Origin of the sequence: Mesorhizobium sp. B2-3-15, assembly GCF_006442875.1 — a bacterium.
Classification (GTDB): domain Bacteria; phylum Pseudomonadota; class Alphaproteobacteria; order Rhizobiales; family Rhizobiaceae; genus Mesorhizobium; species Mesorhizobium australicum.
The window spans coordinates 39,848-58,228 of record NZ_VFVO01000021.1; the positions used below are offsets into that span (position 1 = coordinate 39,848).

The following is an 18,381-nucleotide window of genomic DNA, read 5'->3' on the forward strand; positions in this document are numbered from 1 at the left end:
ACCATTCCCTCACCTCGTTGCCCGCATCGGGCAGTCCCCACCTGGTCGAGCCGATTGTTATTGCTGTCTCGGCACGTCATATGATTCGAGCACCACACCCCGATACACGCCGACCGTGGCGCGCACCGGTGGTGGTGGCGGCTCCGCCGCTACATATTTAACCACTTCCTTCACGACCTCGCGCGCCGCCGGTGCTGGGGCCGATACCACGACGGGAGCCGGCTTCACCTTGCTCAACTGATCGAGTTGGCTTCCCACTCGGTCCACGGCCTCGGCCAACCCTGTGATCTTGGCGTCCGCGCGTTTGCGCTCATCCTCCGCGCGCTGACGTTCGGCCGCGGCGGCAGCGTCGGCTGCAGCTTGCCTGGCCAGTTCAGCCTGCTTTTTGGCAACGTCAGCCGGCATTTCACCGGTCAGGTCGGAAAGCGTTACCCGCTCGGTTGCCTCGCCCTTGCTGGCGGCCGCCTGGCGAAGGGCCAGAGACAACTGACCGGCGCCGGCTGCTAGAGTGAGTTTTTGTGCATCTTTCGTGCTGGCTTCCAGCGTTACCGATTTGACGACCGTCGGGCTATCCTTGCTTTCGTCGGCCACCTGGTCGACCGCGAGCACCTTCATGCCCTGCAGCAGCACATCGACAAAACTCTGGTCCGCGCCCTCTTCGCTGCGCACCGTTCGCGTCAACAACACATCGACCCTGTCGCCAGGGAAGACGAAGCCGGCGACGCCAAGCACGTCGTTGACCCTTATCGACACGGCTTTCATGCCCTCGCCGAGCACAGCCGAAAGCGTGGCGCGCTGGCCTGGGCCGGTAATTTTGCTTGCAAGGACGGGTTCGTTGACACCGATCGCCTGCAACGCCTGCTTGGGGCCTCCGCCAGTGGGAACGTCTTTGGTCAGGAGCTCTTCCGTCGTCTTGAATGCGCCTACCGGAACCGCTCCCGCTGGCCATGCGACTTCGCGCAATTTGTCGGCGGACAGCGTGTCGCCGAACTTCAGCGCCACCGCGGCCACCACCACCGTATCGCGCTGGACATTATTCGTCTGCGCGATCGCGCTGCGCTGATTGGCCAGCCAGATGTTGGCGAGCACCACTGCAAGCACGCCGAACACGCCGGCAAGGACAATCATGATGACAGTATTTGCACGCATGACCCCAACCCACCCTTTCGACTACGTGCCCCAAGGGGTCGCCTGTCTGTGGTTAAAAAGAGGCAGGCCATGCATTTGCGCCCAAGCCTGCCAGAGTATCACTAAGCAGCGCCAGCAAGTGCCGTGTTAAGTGTTGTCCACTGGGTGCCAACCCATGCGCCGACCGTAATCACGGTGCCGATGACCGCTACCGTGATGATACCGAGCAAGATTGTATATTCGACCATGGCAGCGCCGTTCTCATCGTCGCGGAACTGCCGGGTCATCGTGATGAACTTCCTCACGCCATTTTCTCCCTTTGGAGGTTGAACCCGACGAGACGAGCTGAGGATGAAATTCATACTCAAGCATCATCCGTCATCCTCAAGTCGACGGCCAACACGCCAAACAAACATCGAGAGCGATTACTATGCCGATATTTGAGCGTATGCTGCCTGTCAACCGACTGCGATTGCACCGGAGGCCGATCGACTTCTGGTGAGAGCGACTGGCCCAAACCTTTCGGCTCGGGCCAGTCAGAGAATTACGCCGCCGGAAGTGCACCAGCGAGCGCGGTCCATCTGCCGCCGACCCACGTGCCGACCGTAATGACGGTGCCGATGACCGCTATCGTAATAATGCCGAGCAAGATGGTGTATTCGACCATAGCAGCGCCGTTTTCGTCGTCGCGGAACTGCCGGGTCATCGTCATGAGCTTCTTCATGTCAATTTCTCCCTTTGGAGGTTGAACCCGACGAGACAGAGCCAAGGATGAACTCCATACCCAAGCATCCCCCGTCATCTCGATCCTAGGTCCCAAGAAATTGCGGAGTCAAACGGGATTAACGGTTCCTTAACTTCCCAATACATGAAATCTCGAGTTCAGGACGCCTCTAAATTTCAGCAAGAGCTTGATTCGTCTAATTTTTCAAGCGTTCTTAACCATTCGTTCACAATTATGCATGTGTCCTAATTGAGTAACAGGTAATTTAGCAATATCGCATAACCCTTTATATCTAAGGGGTTATAGCCAGATATGGAGCGGATTGCGATGTTAGAGCACCCAAGCGCGATAGGGTGCTCTGGACGCCTATTCACTCCGTCATGGTTGGCAGCGCGGAGCTCATAAATAAAAACGATATTTTTTTGGTGCGCTCCTTAACTATGTTGAAAGTATTGGCGGTACGTGAGGCGCCTCGGCGCTTGTGCGTCGCGTGGTTAACGTTTAGTTTCCGCTAATATGTGCTGAAGAGGTATAAGGGATTATGCTGGGACGGTTTATCAAGGGAGCAAGCGAGCAGCAGGCGGCGACAAAGGCCGAGCCGCTGACTGTACTGCCCATCGTTCCGGCGGTTTCTCCAGTTGCTGATATTGAACCCCACGGCGAGGACTTCCTCACGCTGAAAGTCGAACTGCATCGTCATTTGATAGACAGGTTCAATCTCTCCGCGCTCGAAACCGCGTCCAAGGATGAGATACTGAACGAGATCCGCCCCATCGTGCGCGAGTTCGTGCGCAGCCACAGCGTGCCGCTGAATGCGCGCGAACTCGATCAGTTGACCAGCGACACTGCCGACGAAATGCTCGGCCTGGGACCGATCGAGCCATTGCTGAAAGACGATTCGATCGCCGACATTCTGATCAACACCCACAAGCGCGTCTTCATCGAGCGATATGGCGTGATCGAGGAAACCGCGATCCGCTTCCGCGACGAGGCGCATCTCTTACGCGTCATCAACAAAATCGTCTCGGCCATAGGTCGGCGTGTCGACGAATCGGCGCCGATGGTCGATGCCCGGCTGGCAGACGGGTCACGCGTTAACATCGCGGTGCGGCCGATTTCGGTGGACGGGCCGCTGGTCTCGATCCGCAAGTTCTCCAAGAACCCTTATTCTCTCGAACGTCTGATGGCGTTCAACTCGATCCGACAGCCGATGGTCGATCTGCTGCGCATCGCCGTGCAGGCGCGCAAGTCGATCCTAGTGTCAGGCGGCACCGGCAGCGGCAAGACGACATTGCTCAACGCGTTGTCGAGCTACATCCCGTCCAGGGAGCGGCTGATTACGATCGAGGATGCGGCTGAGCTACAGTTGCAGCAGCCGCATGTCGGCCGGCTGGAGACGCGGCCACCCAATGTCGAGGGGAGGGGCGAGGTTCGCCAACGCGAATTGCTGAAGAACGCGCTGCGCATGCGACCGGACCGCATCATCGTCGGTGAGGTGCGCGGCGAGGAAGCGTTCGACATGCTGCAGGCGATGAACACCGGCCATGAAGGCTCGATGACCACAATCCACGCCAACACGCCGCGCGACGCGATCTCGCGGCTCGAGCAGATGGTCGGTATGGCCGGCATGCCGATGACCAACGATTCCATTCGCGCGCAAATCGCCTCGGCCATCGATATCATCGTACAGACACAACGGCTCTCGGACGGCGGCAGGCGTGTCACCTCCATATCGGAACTGACCGGCATGGAAGGCAATGTCGTCCAGCTTCAGGAAATCTATCAATTCGTTCGTCGCGATGTCCGCGCTGACGGCGCGATTGTCGGTGAATTTCGCGCCACCGGTGTGCGGCCGCGTTTTGCCACCGAAGCTGCGGCAATGGGGTATCATTTCGCAAAAGATGCGTTCAATCCGCAGGTTCCACTCTGATGCCGACCGGTCAGACCCTCCTTTACTTCATCTATGTGCTGGCGGCGGCGTCGGTCATTCTCGCCGCTGAATCCTTCTTTGTTTCGATCGCCGGGCGGCGAGCACGCGCAGGCATCATAAATCGACGCTTGCAGCGACTGGGAGAAGAAAAGCCGGCCGAGCAGAGTTTGCAGGGACTGCTGCAGGAACGCGGGCTGACCGCATCGGGGGACTTCATTTTCGGCGCAATCGCGCTCAACCGGCTCTATACGCAATCCGGCATCACCGGCAATCCACTAACTTTCCTGGCAGTTTTCCTGCTCGCCGGCTTCGTGCTGGCACTTCTTTTGCCGTTGCTTCTGCACTTATCCGTCATTGTCGCCGTCGTCGTCTTCCTGATGGTCGGATTTGCCCTGCCGATTCTCGTTTTGCGAAGAGCCAGGAACAAGCGCATCAATAAATTTGCACTCCAGCTTCCAGATGCACTCGATATGATCGTGCGTTCTTTGCGCGCCGGTCACCCAACCACCGTCGCGATAGGACTTGTCGCGCGTGAAATGCCCGATCCGCTCGGCACAGAATTTGGCATCGTTTCCGACGAAATCAGTTTTGGCCTCAGTCTGGAGCAGGCGGTTCGAAAATTGTCGGAGCGGGTCGGTTTTGAGGGCCTGCATCTGCTTTCGGTTTCGCTTTCCATTCAGGCCAAGACCGGCGGCAATCTCACTGAAATACTGTCGAATCTGTCGACAGTATTGCGTGAGAGGAGGAAATTGCGCATGAAGATCAGGGCTCTTTCCGCCGAAGGCCGCATGTCCGCCTGGATAATATCGCTATTCCCACTTATAATGCTTGGGGTGCTGTCAGTTCTCGCTCCGAGCTTTTACGGCGATGTCTGGGGTAGCCCAATTATCATGCCGGTGTTCGTGATCTTTGGTGCGTGGGCATTGTTGGGCGATTTTGTAATGTACCGAATGGTCAATTTCGATTTCTAGTGTGGGCATGGACGTGTTTACCAACATAGGGAATTCGGCTGCGCTGCTCTCTCTCGCCATCTTCCTGGCGGCAGGGGCATTTTTCTTGCTAGGCGCCTTTATCCTCATCCCGGTGTTCCAGACAAGGAAGCTCGTCACTCAAACCCTTTTAGCCGAGGGAATCACCAGTCGCCGCTCGCTCCATGCCCAGCAGGAGCTCAACAGGATTTCCGCGCAGCGGCCGGTCGATGCCTATTTCCGCGGCCTGGAAAAGGAACGTGGCGAGCCGAATGCCCTGGAAGCGAAATTGTTCCGGGCGGGGTTCTATCAATCAAGCGCACCGGCAATTTACACGATCACTCGCCTCGGCGCGGTCTGTGTTGGTTTCCTGGCCTGTTACGCCGTTCTATCGCGTATTTTGCCGACGCAATTGCCTGGTTTCCTGGCATTTGCGGGTTCAGCCTTGATCGGGCTTGGCTGCCTGGTCATTCCCAGCATTGCTCTCGACCGCTTCGAGAGCGGGCAAAAACAGGTTTATCGGCGCGGCTTTCCCGACTTCATGGACATGATGATCACCTGTGCTGACGCTGGGATGAGCCTCGAAGCGGCCGTGGAGCGTGTTGGCGCTGAATTGGCTGGCACCCACAAATGGCTGGGCATTCAACTCTCGATCGTGACCCTGCAGTTGCGTGCGGGCAAACCGTTGCGCGAGGCACTGCGAGAACTCGCGGACCGCATCGGGCTGGAAGAGGCGCGCGCCTTGGCCGTCCTGTTTCGCCAATCGGAAGAACTGGGCACCAGTCTCACAGACGCCTTGCGCATTTATAGCGACGAGATGCGCACCCAGAGAATTATGAACGCCGAGGAGCGTGCCAACGCCTTGCCGGTCAAGATGATGATCCCGTTAGGGCTCTGCATCTTTCCAGTCGTGATGATGGTCGTCATGTTGCCCGTACTCATTCGCATGAAGGGCATTTTCTTCTGAGTAGGTATATGCTTTGGTTCTAAAAAACAGAGTCGGAGGACTCTTGGGGGATAAAATGAAAAGGCCAATGTGCCTCGCAGCCGTAGCCGCAGCCAGTCTTTTGATGGCGCTTGCCGGTTGCCAAACCAATAGTGCGGACACCACCGGGGGGGTCGCCCGCACCAACGAGCCGTCGAAGGGCGACGTGACGTCCTTTGGCGATGCCTTTGACGGGCTGAAGACGGTCAGCGATGTCGAATATTACGCCTCGGACCAGGCAGTAGGAGAAGCCACGAACCAGTTCCGCGCCGAAAATTACGGCAATGCCGGCGCCTTGTTCTTCAAGGCGACGCAACTCGCCCCTAACGATGGTGGCGCCTGGATGGGGCTGGCCGCTTCCTGCGACCGCATCCGCCGTTTCGACCTTGCTGACCGTGCCTATGCCAGGGCATTCAGGCTAGTTGGCGCGTCGCCCGAATATTACAACAATGTCGGCTATTCCTACCTGCTGCGTGGCAAGCTCCAGGACGCGCGAACGAGTTTCCTCAAAGCCTATGAACTAGCGCCAAAAGACCCGACCGTGGCCAACAATCTGAAGCTGCTGTCGTCGAGCGTGCAGAACGTCGAGCGCTAGCATGCTGCTTGTTGAGGTGCTGCTGCTGAAGGCGCTCGCGATACCCTTGCTCGCAAGGGTTGCCTGGCTGGACTTCACGACACAGAAGATAGCCAATCGCGACGCGCTGCTGCTGCTCTGCCTGGGGGCGGGGTCGCTGCTGCTGTTGTCGCTGCAGTCCGGATCGTGGTGGAACATGGGGCTGAGCGCCATCGCCGCGCTTGTGTTGTTCGTGGCGCTCTTTCCATTTTGGGTGCTGCGAAAGGTCGGCGCGGGGGACGTCAAGCTGATGGGGGTGGTGCCGTTTCTAGTCGGCGGCAATGATCTCGCCGGGTTTTCCATCTTGCTGCTGCTTTTCGCCCTCGCCACGGCCATGGTCGTGAAAAATCCGTTCTTGCTGCCGCAAGGTGCGTTCCGCCTCTACGTTGAACACCTGGATCGCAAAGGTGTCGTTCCGTTCGGCGTCCCGATCTCGGTGGCGTCGATTTGCATGATCGCCTTGCAAGTCGGATACGGCTTTTTGGTTCCTGGCTCTCTGGTGATGTGACAGCGACGGACGCTGGGCGGCCGATGCGCTGCTTCGTCTGGCTTATGTTTCGGCCGCCGGCTTTGCGATGGCATCCGCTGAATTTCGGCGTTGTTGGCCCCCACGCACGAACGGATAGCCGTGCTGGCCGATATAGTCCGCCGGGATCGGCTCATCGACCCCATATTTTTCCGGCATTTTCGAGCCCGGAACATGGAACGTTCCAAACAGCGCATCAATGACGGCAAGATGACTGGCGAAGTTCTTGTCATAGGCGTCGCGTTGATCCGCATGATGCCAGTGATGAAATTGCGGCGTTGCGATCAGCCATTTGAGCGGCCCGAATTTCATCCTGACGTTGGCGTGCAGCAGTAGCGCATGCCCGGTAGCAATAATGAAGTACACTGCGATTGCCTTTGACGAAAATCCCAGAAAGAACACCGGCAGAAGCGAGACGGCCTTGGTGACGATTTGGTCTACTGGATGGGCCCGGAAAGCAACCATCCAGTCCAACTCCTCGACCCCATGATGAATTGCGTGGAATCGCCACAGCGCCGGGATTGCATGGAACGCTCGATGTGAGGCGTAGACGCCGATATCGGCCAAGACAATGATCTCCATGACCTGGAGCCATGTCGCCTGACTGCTCACCGTCACCGTTATCCTCTGCGGAACCAATATCGCCGAGGCGCTCATTGCCGCTGCCGCGATTAGGACGAGGCAGATCTTGAGGAACGCGCCGTTCACCACCGCGTAGATCACATCGGTGCCGAGACCCTTTCGGAGTATCTTTTGCTGCGTCCGGAGCGCGAGGATGTGTTCAAGCGGCACGAAGATCAGAGCACAAATAAGCAGCGCTTGCAGACCAAAGAGGTCCATCGGCTCCATCTCTCTGTTATCCACGACATCGTCCTGGAGAGGAGTGAACCACTTCGTGATCCGGCACACAAGGCAATGGTGTCCAAACAGTTAACTGGCGCGCCATGACCTTTAGCCCGGAGGCTTTGGCGGCTTCGAAGTACATTTCGACTAAGGGTCAATTTGCCGTTAACGCTCAGGAAACCATTTGCTTGTCGCCGCGCGCAAGTAGTGCTTCAGTGCCGCTTTGAGGGGAGGGCGAAATGTTGAATGAGGATTTTCTCGGCCGTATCGCGATCGTCTGTATCATGACGGTCCTGGCGGTTCTCAGCGCGATTCCTCTGTTTGCCTATTTCCATCAGAACGTATCGGCAAATGCGCTTGCAGTCCTGAATCAAATTCTGGCGACCGTGTTGTCTGCCTTGCAGGTCTTCCTGACTATCAGCCGACTCCCGCCAAAAGGAACCGCTCAGGGAATCGAACCGAGGATCACAGCGATGGCCGGGACGTTCATGGTCGTCGTTGCAATGTTTCTGACACCGGCATTGGAAAGCGACGCCGTGCAAATGGTGGCGCTCGGCTTGATTTTCATCGGGATGGTCAGCTCGGTGTTTTGCCTCTATTGGCTGGGCCGCTCCTTCTCGATCATGGCTACGGCCCGACAGCTGGTCACCTCCGGTCCGTACTCGGTTGTTCGCCATCCGCTATACGTTAGTGAGTTGGCATTCGTTCTCGGGATGATCCTCTCGCATTTTTCAGCGCTGATGGTGGTCCTCGGTGCGCTTCAGTTTCTTCTGCAGTACCGGCGCGCCCGCAACGAGGAAGGTATCCTTCGACAGACCTTCCCTGAATATGAGGCATATGCCCAACGCGTCCCAATGCTGCTCCCGCGTTTCCGTCGAGCGGCGCCTGCGCCCGGCCACTGATGTTCGGTCCTCCTGAACGGAGCCGCATAGCGCATTAAGGCGCGATCGCGCGCTTGATCTGCGTGGCGATCCAGCGCCCAACGCCGACCGCTGCAAGCAAACCCAGGCGCGCCGAAAGCGTTCGCATCGGCACAAGAACCCATCCATGAGAATTTGGCCGAAGAGCGTTTCACTCGGAACATATCCGGGAAAGACAGGTTTGGTGGAAGCAGTACACAACCAAAGGAGATGCTCCAATGATCACCAAACTTCTCTCCGCCACCGTGCTTACGGTCGCTCTGGCCACGTCGGCCATGGCACAGTCGAACGGCACCGGTTCAGGCTCGACGTCCGGCGCCACCAGTGGTGGCACCACGACCGGCACCGGCGTCGGCACGGGTTCCGGTGCGACGACCACGCCCGCCGACCCGAGCACGACAAATTCGACAACCAAGTCGAACGGCATGACCGACCGCTGCAAGGATGCCGCGGGCAACGACATCGACAACAACACCGCCACCGGCAACACGACGTCGAACGTGCAGAACTGCAACAAATGAGCCACTGGCTCGGAGCGCCGCCCGAAGTCGTTCTTCTCCCTGGGGGCGACTGATCGGGCGGTGTTCTTGCTGCAGGGGCGCCGATGAGCCGCGATGGCGCCAGGCAACGCCGTCCGCTCGATCGGGTTGGCAGGCGCGTGCCGGACCTGCATCCTTCATCACAAGAAATCGTGACATGTTGGAAAGCGGCCGCCGGCGCCTTGTGGAGAACCGGCTCATCATGACCAGTCACGCAAGATCATGGACGGTTCCGGAAGGCCGGCAAGCTGGTTCCGGTAGGTCGCTGGACATGAAATATGTTCAGGCGTGGTGGAACATCGGCGATCAACTGTCGTTGACACGCTCGTGAAAGAAAGGACACCGTCCATGTCAAAATTCCAGGCTGCCACTCCGGATCGTCTGCGGCAACTCAAGCTTGAAGCGTCGGCTTACTTCACCCCGATGATGCTGCACGAGGCATTGCTGCGCCTTTCCCATGCCTGCGGCGGTGAAAGCCTTGGGCGGTTCGAGAAGGCCATGGTCGATCAGATAGAGGCGACGAAGGACGATCGGCCCGATTTCGAAACGGTCAAGGAATTCGCGATCGAGCAGCTTTATGCCTTGATCCGCGAAGCCAATGAGTCACCAAAGAAGAAACAGTCGCTGGAGAAGATGGATACACGCAGGACGCCCGGCCGCTCCGAAGAACCGCGGACGCTCGAGGATCAACTGCAGGCAGGGTTGGAGGATTCTTTTCCGGCAAGCGACCCGCCCGCGGTGGTGTCCACGGCAATTCCAGGCGGAGCAAAGAAGCTGGTCGGGACCGACGAGGTCCTGAAACAGCAGCGAGAACAGGCCGCCAGAGGGGCCCGCCAACCATAGGGTCTAGGCATGGCTGCATACCGGGCCTTGCAGCCATGCGCCGGTATGACAGCGCATGGCTCTCCGCATCAAAGCTTGACGGCGGTCTCCCGTGCCCACAGCCGCAGTTTGCGGCACGCCTCTATAAACGTCTTCACGGAACTTGCGTTATCAAGCCCGATCAGCCCCTCATCGGCATCGGGCGCCACGCCCGCCTTGGCCAGGAGAGGTTGGGCTGCCGCTGTGAAGCCGATGAATTTGCAATGGGCGAACGCATCTGACACGAAGTCCCTCGCGGCCGCCTCGTCGAGCAGCATCTCGGCACCCTCCTCGGAGAGGAGCAGCACCACGGCGTCGAACAACACAGACGGGCCGCCGTCGATCATGTGTCTGGCCTCGATGTGGGTGCCGTCAGCCGCGTCGACGCCGCCCACCTTGGGCGCGATCACCTCCATCACGGCCCCTTCCGTTTCGATGGCGGAACGGAGCTCTTCGAACAGCGCGGGGTCGGTTCCATTGCTAAGCAAGACGCCGACCTTGCGGCCCCTGAAACTGTCAGGCCCGTTCTCGATGATGCTGAGCGCCGGCGAAGGCGGCAGGTCGTCGCGCGTCGGAACGGCTGCCTCCGCAGGGTCGGGCATATTCCGAATGCCGAGCTTGTCCGCGACGGTGGTCGCCAGGGTTTCGTCGATGTTCAGCAGATGCGAAACCATGCGTTCGCGGATCGCCGGTGCCTGGACCTTGCTCAATTCGAAGGTCAGCGCCATGGCGATGTGGCGCTGCTCCGGTGGTGTCTGGCTGTTGAAGAATTGCCGGGCCTGGCTGTAGTGATCGGCGAAGCTTTCCGCGCGCAGACGCACCTTCTGCCCGTCCTCGGCATCGGCGAAGGAACGGAAGCCGCGTTGCGGATCCTCGCGCGGTCCCAGCCCCCATGAATTCGGTTCATAGTTGGCGCGACCGACCGGATTGCGCATAGCCATGTGTCCGTCCTGTTGGAAATGGGCGAACGGGCACTTCGGCGCATTGATCGGAAGATGAGTAAAGTTCGGGCTGCCCAGCCGTTTCAACTGGGTATCGAGATAGGAGAAGTTGCGGCCCTGCAGAAGCGGATCGTTGGAGAAGTCAATTCCGGGCGGCACATTCTGCGTCATGAAGGCAACCTGCTCGGTCTCCGCGAAGAAATTATCCGGCATCCGGTCAAGCACCAGCCGCCCGACCGGGATCGGTTCGAGCACCTCTTCAGGAATGATCTTGGTTGCGTCCAGAATGTCGAAGTCGAAGCTGTCGGCAAACGCCTGATCGAACAATTGCACCGTCAACTCCCACTCCGGGAAATTGCCGGACTGGATGGCGTCCCATAGATCGCGACGGTGAAAGTCTGGATCGGCGCCATTGATCTTGACCGCCTCATTCCAGACCACCGATTGCATGCCGAGCTTTGGCTTCCAAATGAATTTGACGAAGGTGGATTCGTCTTTCGCGTTGACCAGGCGGAACGTGTGGACGCCAAAGCCCTGCATGAAGCGGAAGGAGCGCGGGATCGCGCGATCCGACATGATCCACATCACCATGTGCATCGATTCCGGCATCAGGCTGATGAAGTCCCAGAAATTATCGTGAGCGGTCTGGGCTTGAGGAAAGGCCCGGTCCGGCTCCTGTTTGGCGGCATGGATCAGGTCGGGAAACTTGATCGCGTCCTGGATGAAGAAGACCGGGATATTGTTGCCGACCAGATCCCAATTGCCTTCCCTGGTGTAGAGCTTGACCGCGAAGCCGCGGACGTCGCGGGCGAGATCGAACGAGCCTTTGTTGCCGGCAACCGTCGAGAAGCGCACGAAGGCCGGTGTCTTTTCGCCGGCCCTCTGGAAAATATCGGCACGCGTGTATTTGGCCAGAGACTCGTAGGTTTCGAAGTAACCATGCGCGCCGTAGCCGCGGGCATGGACGACCCTTTCGGGAATGCGTTCGTGGTCGAAGTGGAAAATCTTCTCGCGAAAATGAGAGTCCTCGATCAGCGCTGGTCCGCGTTCGCCGATCCGCAATGTGTTTTGATCGTCGGAGACCGGTGTTCCGAGCGCCGTGGTCAGAGTGGGCGTCTCACCCCCGGCGATCTGGTGCAATTCCCCGCCGTTTCCGCGCGCGCTATCCGGTTCCTGTCCACTTGCCGATTGGCGAGCGGAGCGACGGGCGGATTTGGCCATGACATACCTCGTTTGATGCCGGAGGGGGGGTGGAAGTACTCAGGAGGTCAAACTGCCGGTGCGCGGCTTTGTTCCCGTGAAAGAACCGCTGCGCGCGCGTGCATCGCCCAAGGCGACATCCCTATCGCGGCGACGGCATGGGCCGATTGGGTAAGATGCCCCCGCTGCGCGGAATTTCTGAAGAGTTGTCTTCAGCGCGAGGAACGAACCAAACTTCCATGCATTTAGCAGGGGCTGCGTTCATACACTCTTCTTCTGGGAGCTGGACCATTGTCATCCGGAGGCTACATTTTGGCCGACCAAGAAACCAATGAAGTTTCCATCGTTGAGCTCATACCCGCCATGCGGGCTTTCGCGCGTACCTTCTGCCGCGTCCCCGACGATGCCGACGATCTGGTACAGGAGACACTGACCAAGGGTCTCGCCAACATCGACAAGTTCGAACCCGGCACACGCATGAAGTCGTGGCTCTTCACTATCATGCGCAACACGTACTACACCCGGGTCAAGATCGCTGCCCGGGAAGCGCCAGGCCTGCTCGACTGCGCATCGTCCCGACCGATTTCGGAAGCCACCCAGGAATGGAGCGTTCAAAGCAAGGAAGTCCACGCCGCCATACAAAAGTTACCGGAACACCAACGCGAGGTTCTGATGCTGATTGGCGTTCTGGGGGTGAGTTATGAAGAAACGGCCGAGATATGCGGCTGCGCGGTGGGGACGGTAAAAAGTCGGCTGAACCGTGCCCGCGCCAATATTCTCGAGTTGCTTGGGGAGAGTTCGTTGCAGACACTAATCGAAAGACGAAATCATCTATCGGATGGTCAACTCGATATGGAGGGTGACAGCCGCAGATAATCAGTTCTGCACGTCACGTCGACGTTTCTCAACCAGCGCGTTTTGCAACTCCATGGCCAGCCTGGTTAGCCGGTCTGGAATTTTTTCCTGCTCTATGGCGTCCAGGAGAGAAGTGATCTCCTGATCCATGGCCAGACCGAATTGCGGGTCCGCGGTATCGTCGCTCGAGTGAGACATCCATATTCTCTTGATAACCAGCAGTCCCTGACTTTAGTGTGGTGACAAACGCCGGACATTACAAGGCGATGTCCGCCCCCGGCAGGGTTGCCGCCAATCCTTGCACAGCTTTATTTCCTTGGCCTTACGCTGCAGGCAAAGGACATGGGGTGACGGCGTTCTTCGGCGCCTGGTCGGCGGCATGATCCTGATATTGATCGGACTTGACGAGATTGCGGTCCAGCCCACGCTCATCGCCGTGCTGCTTCCCGCAGCCGATCTTTCTTGCCGCGGGTGCCATGATTTCCTCCTTCGGGTCGGTGCCGATCTTCGGCGCCTCTGGTTCGACGTCCGAACTGGCGGCGCGCAGTAATGTTCCGCCGCCACGAGCAAGTAGGAAAGCCTCGCCATCCCATGACCGAAACGGCTTCTCGCCATTGATGACGACCCGCATTTGGTGAGCTTCCGCCAGGCGGCCGATGTCGGCGCGGTCCCACGAAAGCGATCCGCGATAGGAATAGTTCAGCAAGGCGAGCCAGCCAGGCCGTTTCAGAACGCGTGCGATCTCATCGAAATGCCCCTCGGCCATGCCCGCCAGAACCAGATAAGGAAAGCTGTCGACCGCCAGCACGCAATCGAAACTGCCGTCGTCGAATTCGCTCAAATCGAGACCGGAGGTTTGCCGCAACTCGACATTGCCCAGCGCGGCGCACCGTTCGGAGGCGATGGAGATCATCCGCGAGGATATATCGATGCCGATCATGCGGTTGAAGGAGTTGGAAAGCGCATGCTCGAAACGGCCGATGCCACAACCAATGTCCAGAATATCCCGGCGGGTTCCGGAGAAGTCCTGCTGCTTGAGCCAGGCGACGACTTCGTCGGTCGTGGCCGAGAGCCTTTCCTCATCCCCTAGGGATGCGAGCTGGACACTTGCTGTCTCCGAAATCGCTGCCGCCGCATCGAAGCTCGAGGCCAGCCGCGTGACGACGGCGGCACCGGTCTCCCCGTCGTCGCGTGTGTGCCGAACGGCCGCTCCCGTCGCTCGCAACGTTGCAAAAACATCAGGCTTGCGGCGAAGCAACCCGGCTATCTCTTGCAGCCTTTCCGCGTCTCGCGCATTCGACGGAACGATATCCAGCACGATCTTTGCCAGTTCCGCCGCCCTGATCCCCGTCTGCAGGTGAAGCGCCAGCCTGGCGACGACTGCTTCGGCGCAAACACCATCCGCCATGCAGTCTTCAACAGCCGATCTGATCGTTGTGCGGCGCGGAGCGGATTTTGGCTTGGTTGCAGGCATGGTATCAACTCCGCGTCCAGACCCTGCGCATCGTCCACCTGTCGATGGCGCCCCAGCCATATTTGTAGGCTTCCTGGCCGCGCAGGAAATCGAACTCGCGCGCACCTTCGCGGATCGATTCCGCGATCGCGTGGCCGATCAGGATCGCCCCTGGGCTCTCTTCGGCATAGGCGGGGTCGAAGCCCCCGAGATAGGCATAGGCACGACCGCGATGGTGGAAGCCGTAATAGGCCCCGACCGTCCTGCCATCGATTGCCAAAAGCCAGCATCGGACCAGGCCGCGAGCGTCGAGCAAGGGAAGTGAGCGCCTGTGGAATTCCTCTGCAGCCGCGTCGGCCAACACGCCACCTCCGTGTCCGGCCCAGCGCGCGTCGTGCAGGCGGATCAACTGATCGAGGAAGGTTTGAGGATCGCCTCGTGCCGACGACAACGCGATCCGGCCGCGTCTGGATGCGGCCTGCCGCGCCCGTCGCAACTGGCGCCGGCGCCGGGAGGGTACACAGCCTGCAAGGGTATCGTCTCCGGCGATGGCGAGCACGGGGCAAGCACCATGAGTGGCTGGCCGCCCCGCCTTCAGATCGGGATGCGCAATCGCAAGACCGGCGCCGCCTTCCGGCAAATCCGACAGGATCCACTGCGACCAGCCGACCGAGAGGATCTTTTCGGCAACAATGGCCGCGACCTGGTCTTCGACGCCGGGAACACACAGGATATCCAGATAGTCGCTGAGCGAAATGCCGACCGGAAGAAGTTTCGAGCCGGCGGTCCCGTGCTCCAGATAAAGCGGCGCCAGCCCTATCAGTTCGCTTCCGCGCCAGACCGCGACCGTCGCCAGGTCGCCGGGCCCGAATGTGCGCCACCATGGCACCAGCCACGCAGGAGATTGAAACGGCGTCGCCGAGGAACTCTGCTCCCACAGTCCCCACCAATCCGCCGCAAGCGCATCGAATTGCGCCGGATCATCAATGATCTGACCGCGCAACACAGGCTCGCTCACGGCGTGACGGCGAGGCGCCCGGCATCGGTGCCAAGTCGTGCCAATGCTTGATAGGCATCCATGTAAGACGAGATCATTCGCTCCAGCGAGAACCGCCGTCGCGCCTCGGCGCGGCATGTCTCGACGTCCAGGCTTGACGCCGCAACGATGGCTTGTGCCATCTCGTCGACCGTATTGACGAGAAAACCGGTCTTGCCGTGCTCAATCACGTCCGGAAGCGCACCATTCGGAAAGGCGATCACCGGTGTGCCGCAGGCCAGCGCCTCCATGGCGACGAGGGAGCTGGTCTCGGCGGCAAGGCTCGGGATGACCAGACAGCGCGCTGCGTTGAGAAAGCGTCGCTTGGCGGTGAAACCGAGCGGACCAAGAAAGCGGCGGCGGCCGTCGAGGCGAGGTTGGACCTCGTCGCGAAAGTAACGCGTGTGCGTTTCATAGGGATAGACCTTACCGCCGACGACCAGCGGCACCCCTGCCTGCTTGGCCGCGTCCAGCGCCAGGTGGATGCCCTTTTCCGGGCAGATGCGGCTCAGGACCAGTGCGAAGTCGCGCTTTGGCTGCGGCAGGCTGAGCGCCTCTATGTCTACTCCATTCGGAATTGGCGGGGCCAGTTTGGCGCCGGGTGGCGCGGTTTTCTGCTGGGCGGCCGAGACTGCATGAAGCCACAGGTCGTCGCGCGTCGGCTGCAAGGCCCCGGCCGGATACCAGTCCAGCGGCAGGTGAAGGGTCACCAAGGTCGGGCCATCGTCGGGCAGATAGGCATCGAAATCGATGCCATGCAGATGAACCACATCGATCGGCCACCTGGCGCGGACAGCCGCGATCGCGGTTCGATGAGCCTGCTGCGCGCGGCTCTTCGCCGCCTCGTCGAGCACGCCGCCTTCCGCCGGTGTTTCCACAAGCGTGCCGCTCGCGCTGGAGCCCCGGCAGCCGACGACAATAGACCGATGACCCGCGCCAACCAGCGCGCGATCGAGCATCGACAGGACCTGTTCGGCACCCCCGACCGCATCCGGTCCGACAGGCGCGAGGGGATAGGCGACATTGAGGACGGTGAGCGTCATGGCCGACCGAGCCATGGTGCGGGATGGGCGAGGGCGGTTGCGCACGACCTGGTGCCGATCTCGAAGGGGCCGAGAGCCTTGACCTCGGTCAGTGCATCCAATGATCGCGGACCGGGTCGCATGAGAGCTTCACGCAGCCGAGGCCCGCTGCGTCCGGAGCGAGGCGGACGTCATGCCGGGCGCGTAGCGGCGGATCATCGTTGCACAGAACTCGGCGAATTCCTCGGGCACCAGCGGAGGGCTGGTGTGGTGAGGCATCATTCCGCGATGCTCGGGTGTGAAGCAGAAGGTGACCGTGACGTCGAAAGCGGCGAGTGCTTCCATCTGTCGGTCGAACCAGTCCAACGCATTCGGCCTGAAGCTATCGGCCCAGGAAAGCCCCGTGCGCATATTGGTCACGCCGAGCCGCTTCATCCAGGCGACGGCATCGTCCAGCCGCGGGTCCTCGAAATGAAACCACTGCACCAGGCCCATTGCGGGTGTGTAGCGTAGGAATTCTTCCAGCGCCGGTTTTGGCGTACCGTCCTGGCGCAGCAGCCCCATGTGGAAATGGCGGTAATAGGAAGATCCCTCCGCCTCGCGATGCCGCGTCGTTGCTTCCCATTCGCGCGGAAGGTCGTAGAGGCTGTACCACTGGATTCGCGGTGCGTTGCCGAGCAGCAATTCGGCGGTGCGCTTGAGCCCCCAGACCTGTATTTCCTCGGCCCCGAAGGTCGATACGCCGACCTCGCTGACCCAGATGGGGAGGTCGGTGACGGTCGCGATCTCACCGATCTTCTGCGGCCATTCCTGAATTTGCCACAGGTTCCAGTCGAGGGGAAAGCCGTGAACAGCGACGGCGTCGACATGGTCCAGCACGCCGAATTCCTTCATGCGCGTGATAAAGCCGGGGTCTATCGGCGAGATGCCGCCAAGCACTTTTGTCAGAGCCGGGTTCTCGGATGCGATCGCGTCCGCCGACAGGACTGCCATCCTGGCAAAGCGGCTCCAATCGGGGTCGAGTTCGGGGTCCCAATGCGATTTGTTGTTGGGCTCGTTCCAGATCATCGCGGCTTCAATCATGGAGCTTTCCTTTCGACGGATATATCGCGCCACCGCCGGCCGGATCGCCGGCAGCGCGGCAGAAATAGACCTCCTGCTCGGGATGCAGAACGATCTCGAAACCGGCGCTGCGCAGCATCGCTTCGGTGCAGGCCCGATTCGGTATCCACCAGTTGGTCGGATCGTCGGCATAGCGGTGTTCGATGAAATGCAGCTTGGGAAATTCCGGCTGGTCGAACAAATCATGCGTCCAGAAATGATAGTTCTCTTCCAACGCGGGCAGGTCCTTGCTGCCGCGCTGCATGGACTGAAAGATCATCAGGTCGCCGGCGACGTGCTCACGGATCAGGTCGAGCGCGAGCAACGGGTGGCGCAAATGGTAAAGCACTCCCATGAAGAGCACGACATCGAATGTCTCGCGCAGGGCACCGACGTCGTAGACCGACAGCTTCTGGAATTCGATATCACAGTCCGCGATCTCGGCGGCAAAGCGGGCCTGCGCCAGATAGGCCTCGTCGAAATCGATCCCGAGGACACGGGCGGCGCCCCGCCGTTTCATCTCGATCGAGTAGAAGCCGGCATTGCAGCCAATATCCAGCACGGTCTTGCCGGTCAGATCAGCGGGTATGGCATCGGCGAATTTGCGCCATTTGATCAGCGGGTAGTTACCGAGAAAGTGGTCGGGCGCGGTTTCGACGCCGGCCAGTTCCATATTGTGGAACCACGGGCCGAGCGCGTCGATGCGCCGGCGGATTTCGGCATGGGAATGCAACAT

At 59.8% G+C, this 18,381-nt stretch carries 20 protein-coding genes; 9 read left to right on the plus strand and 11 right to left on the minus strand.

What is annotated here, in order from left to right; genetic code table 11:
* Nucleotides 1-57: 57 nt before the first annotated feature.
* The 3 genes from cpaB to FJ954_RS30365 form a co-directional block, all read right to left on the minus strand.
* Complete coding sequence (gene cpaB / locus FJ954_RS30355) at nucleotides 58-1,149, minus strand: Flp pilus assembly protein CpaB (RefSeq protein WP_140665662.1); 1,092 nt, start codon at nucleotides 1,147-1,149, stop codon at nucleotides 58-60.
* 101 nt (nucleotides 1,150-1,250) lie between these two features.
* Complete coding sequence (locus FJ954_RS30360; protein ID WP_224582599.1) at nucleotides 1,251-1,433, minus strand: Flp family type IVb pilin; 183 nt, start codon at nucleotides 1,431-1,433, stop codon at nucleotides 1,251-1,253.
* A gap of 239 nt (nucleotides 1,434-1,672) precedes the next feature.
* A complete protein-coding gene (locus tag FJ954_RS30365; protein ID WP_140665668.1) occupies nucleotides 1,673-1,852 on the minus strand; it encodes a Flp family type IVb pilin in 180 nt (59 codons plus the stop codon).
* A 541-nt stretch (nucleotides 1,853-2,393) separates the two neighbouring features.
* Between FJ954_RS30365 and FJ954_RS30370 the strand changes: the two genes are divergently transcribed.
* From FJ954_RS30370 to FJ954_RS30390, 5 genes are read left to right on the plus strand one after another with little or no spacing between them, the layout of a single operon-like run.
* Nucleotides 2,394-3,782 carry a CpaF family protein gene (locus FJ954_RS30370; protein WP_140665671.1) on the plus strand — a complete coding sequence of 463 codons (1,389 nt, stop codon included), beginning with the start codon at nucleotides 2,394-2,396 and terminating at the stop codon, nucleotides 3,780-3,782.
* Nucleotides 3,782-4,753 (plus strand): type II secretion system F family protein, encoded by a 972-nt coding sequence (locus FJ954_RS30375; protein WP_140665674.1) that lies wholly within the window; start codon nucleotides 3,782-3,784, stop codon nucleotides 4,751-4,753. Before FJ954_RS30370 ends, FJ954_RS30375 begins: the two co-directional genes overlap by 1 nt.
* 7 nt (nucleotides 4,754-4,760) lie before the next feature.
* Entirely contained in the window at nucleotides 4,761-5,717 is a 957-nt protein-coding gene (locus tag FJ954_RS30380; RefSeq protein ID WP_181177949.1) for a type II secretion system F family protein, read from the plus strand.
* A 55-nt stretch (nucleotides 5,718-5,772) separates the two neighbouring features.
* Nucleotides 5,773-6,330 carry a tetratricopeptide repeat protein gene (locus FJ954_RS30385; protein WP_140665676.1) on the plus strand — a complete coding sequence of 186 codons (558 nt, stop codon included), beginning with the start codon at nucleotides 5,773-5,775 and terminating at the stop codon, nucleotides 6,328-6,330.
* Between the two features lies 1 nt (nucleotide 6,331).
* Nucleotides 6,332-6,856: a prepilin peptidase gene (locus FJ954_RS30390; RefSeq protein ID WP_140665678.1), complete on the plus strand. Its 525-nt coding sequence runs from the start codon at nucleotides 6,332-6,334 to the stop codon at nucleotides 6,854-6,856.
* A gap of 42 nt (nucleotides 6,857-6,898) precedes the next feature.
* On the opposite strand, the gene FJ954_RS30395 is transcribed toward FJ954_RS30390, so the two are convergent.
* Nucleotides 6,899-7,723, minus strand: coding sequence for a sterol desaturase family protein (locus FJ954_RS30395; RefSeq protein ID WP_140665680.1), 825 nt, complete (start codon nucleotides 7,721-7,723; stop codon nucleotides 6,899-6,901).
* A gap of 233 nt (nucleotides 7,724-7,956) precedes the next feature.
* Between FJ954_RS30395 and FJ954_RS30400 the strand changes: the two genes are divergently transcribed.
* From FJ954_RS30400 to FJ954_RS30410, 3 genes are all read left to right on the plus strand, one after another.
* A complete protein-coding gene (locus FJ954_RS30400; protein WP_140665683.1) occupies nucleotides 7,957-8,619 on the plus strand; it encodes an isoprenylcysteine carboxylmethyltransferase family protein in 663 nt (220 codons plus the stop codon).
* A gap of 236 nt (nucleotides 8,620-8,855) precedes the next feature.
* A complete protein-coding gene (locus FJ954_RS30405; protein WP_140665686.1) occupies nucleotides 8,856-9,158 on the plus strand; it encodes a hypothetical protein in 303 nt (100 codons plus the stop codon).
* Nucleotides 9,159-9,524: 366 nt separating this feature from the next.
* Nucleotides 9,525-10,019 carry a hypothetical protein gene (locus FJ954_RS30410; RefSeq protein WP_140665689.1) on the plus strand — a complete coding sequence of 165 codons (495 nt, stop codon included), beginning with the start codon at nucleotides 9,525-9,527 and terminating at the stop codon, nucleotides 10,017-10,019.
* A gap of 68 nt (nucleotides 10,020-10,087) precedes the next feature.
* Here the strand turns inward: FJ954_RS30410 and FJ954_RS30415 are convergent, their stop codons facing one another.
* Nucleotides 10,088-12,199 (minus strand): catalase, encoded by a 2,112-nt coding sequence (locus FJ954_RS30415; RefSeq protein WP_140665691.1) that lies wholly within the window; start codon nucleotides 12,197-12,199, stop codon nucleotides 10,088-10,090.
* Between the two features lie 291 nt (nucleotides 12,200-12,490).
* Here FJ954_RS30415 and FJ954_RS30420 point away from each other — a divergent pair, with 291 nt between their 5' ends.
* On the plus strand, nucleotides 12,491-13,054 hold the full coding sequence (locus FJ954_RS30420; RefSeq protein WP_015319164.1) for a sigma-70 family RNA polymerase sigma factor: 564 nt from the start codon (nucleotides 12,491-12,493) through the stop codon (nucleotides 13,052-13,054).
* Here FJ954_RS30420 and FJ954_RS30425 read toward each other — a convergent pair whose 3' ends face one another.
* The 6 genes from FJ954_RS30425 to FJ954_RS30450 all read right to left on the minus strand — a co-directional run bounded on the left by FJ954_RS30425 (nucleotide 13,055) and on the right by FJ954_RS30450 (nucleotide 18,381).
* On the minus strand, nucleotides 13,055-13,231 hold the full coding sequence (locus FJ954_RS30425) for a hypothetical protein (protein ID WP_015319163.1): 177 nt from the start codon (nucleotides 13,229-13,231) through the stop codon (nucleotides 13,055-13,057).
* A gap of 124 nt (nucleotides 13,232-13,355) precedes the next feature.
* Complete coding sequence (locus tag FJ954_RS30430; protein ID WP_246681172.1) at nucleotides 13,356-14,441, minus strand: class I SAM-dependent methyltransferase; 1,086 nt, start codon at nucleotides 14,439-14,441, stop codon at nucleotides 13,356-13,358.
* A 70-nt stretch (nucleotides 14,442-14,511) separates the two neighbouring features.
* Nucleotides 14,512-15,492: a GNAT family N-acetyltransferase gene (locus FJ954_RS30435; RefSeq protein WP_181177951.1), complete on the minus strand. Its 981-nt coding sequence runs from the start codon at nucleotides 15,490-15,492 to the stop codon at nucleotides 14,512-14,514.
* Between the two features lie 8 nt (nucleotides 15,493-15,500).
* On the minus strand, nucleotides 15,501-16,565 hold the full coding sequence (locus FJ954_RS30440) for a glycosyltransferase family 4 protein (RefSeq protein ID WP_140665700.1): 1,065 nt from the start codon (nucleotides 16,563-16,565) through the stop codon (nucleotides 15,501-15,503).
* A gap of 129 nt (nucleotides 16,566-16,694) precedes the next feature.
* Entirely contained in the window at nucleotides 16,695-17,627 is a 933-nt protein-coding gene (locus tag FJ954_RS30445) for a beta-xylosidase (protein ID WP_140665703.1), read from the minus strand.
* Nucleotides 17,620-18,381, minus strand: coding sequence for a TIGR04290 family methyltransferase (locus FJ954_RS30450; RefSeq protein WP_140665705.1), 762 nt, complete (start codon nucleotides 18,379-18,381; stop codon nucleotides 17,620-17,622). The genes FJ954_RS30445 and FJ954_RS30450 overlap by 8 nt, the downstream gene beginning before the upstream one ends.